Genomic DNA, 1441 nt, shown 5'->3' on the forward strand with positions numbered 1-1441 from the left:
TCATCGAATAAGCTGAATAATACTTCAACTAAAAGAGAAGCATTATTGAGAATAGATGGAGGTGTGGTGCGATCGCACCACACCCCACACAGTAGGTTGATTATTTATTCATTAAAGCAATTTTTGAAATAATTATGATCAAAAAGGATTGCTAATTACAAGTAAAAATGAATAAAAAGTGAATATATTAGGTTTTTATCAAGATCAGATTGAGAAAAAATTGAGTCCATCTCAAGTAGCAACATTACAAATATTATGATACTTAATATCAGTATATAAAACTGTACAAATATCAAAATTAACAAGCTTATTTCCTCTGCCAATCCAATCAGAAAGTAAGCGCAAACATATACAAAGATTTTTAACCCTCAAGGAATTAAGTTTACCTATATTTTGGTTTCCTTTGGTAAGAATTATGGTAGAGAAAGTATTTAGTTTGACTTCTGAATTAATATTAATTATAGATAGAACTCAATGGCAAAATACTAATATATTAATGATTAGTGTGGCCTGTAAAAATAGAGCATTACCCATATATTGGAAGATTTTAGATCATAAAGGGGCTAGTAATTTAATAGAACAGCAGGCAGTAATTCGTCCTGTGTTAAGATTATTAAAAAGGTATAAAATTATCATCACAGCAGATAGAGAATTCCACAGTATATTTCTATCCCATTGGTTAAAAAAATCTCATAAAAATCAGGTTTACTTTGTCTTAAGGCAGCGAAAATCTACCTCAATTAAAGGAGGGAAAAAATATTGTCAAATCTCAGAATTAAAGGTCAAAGTTGGTACAGCTCAACTATTATTAAATCAAAAAATTACTAAAATCAAGAAGGTAGGAATATATAACTTACTTGTATATAAAAAACAGAAATATCTCGACAACTATGTTTCAGAAAAATGGTATATTTTGACAAATTTATCATCGATTGAGAAAGTCAAAAAAGTATATAGCCAGAGAATGGGAATTGAAGCAATGTTTAAGGATTATAAAAGTGGTGGTGATCACCTAGAAGCAGCCAAGGCCAATCAAACTAGACTGAACAATCTAATTTTATTAATAGCTATTTCATACACAATCAATTGATTTCAAGGACAAAAAATCAAGAAGAAAGGTCTTCAAAAATATGTATCAAGAATCAATGAAAAAAGAAGAAAGTACAGAAGACACAGTAATTTTTTTCTCGGATTATAAGCCTGTTAATTGGATTGTAAATGATGAAATTATCGGGAAATTAGTAGAAGATTTAATGAAGTTTAATCGTCATAAATTACCATGTTACATAAATGGAATTAAAGCCATGAATAAACTACTTAATATTTAATTATTTCTGAGCAACTAAAATTAATAAAAGTGAGTATGAGTGATCATCTGATTTAGAGGGCAACTTGAACTATTGTTCAACGCCGATGGGGGGTGTGGTGCGATCGCACCACA

The 1441-nt window shown here is 29.6% G+C and carries 2 protein-coding genes; both read left to right on the forward strand.

From position 1 onward, the window contains the following. Positions 1–322: 322 nt before the first annotated feature. A complete protein-coding gene (locus F6K06_RS33485; protein WP_240038842.1) occupies positions 323–1090 on the forward strand; it encodes an IS4 family transposase in 768 nt (255 codons plus the stop codon). A 40-nt stretch (positions 1091–1130) separates the two neighbouring features. Beyond that, on the forward strand, positions 1131–1328 hold the full coding sequence (locus tag F6K06_RS33490) for a hypothetical protein (RefSeq protein ID WP_124154900.1): 198 nt from the start codon (positions 1131–1133) through the stop codon (positions 1326–1328). Positions 1329–1441: the final 113 nt, after the last annotated feature.

Source organism: Okeania sp. SIO1H4 (assembly GCF_010672695.1).
Lineage (GTDB): Bacteria > Cyanobacteriota > Cyanobacteriia > Cyanobacteriales > Microcoleaceae > Okeania > Okeania hirsuta.

Coding starts and splice junctions, on each gene's coding strand:
- F6K06_RS33490 (WP_124154900.1), top strand. CDS start 1,131: ATGTATCAAGAATCAATGAAAAAAGAAGAAAGTACAGAAGACACAGTA.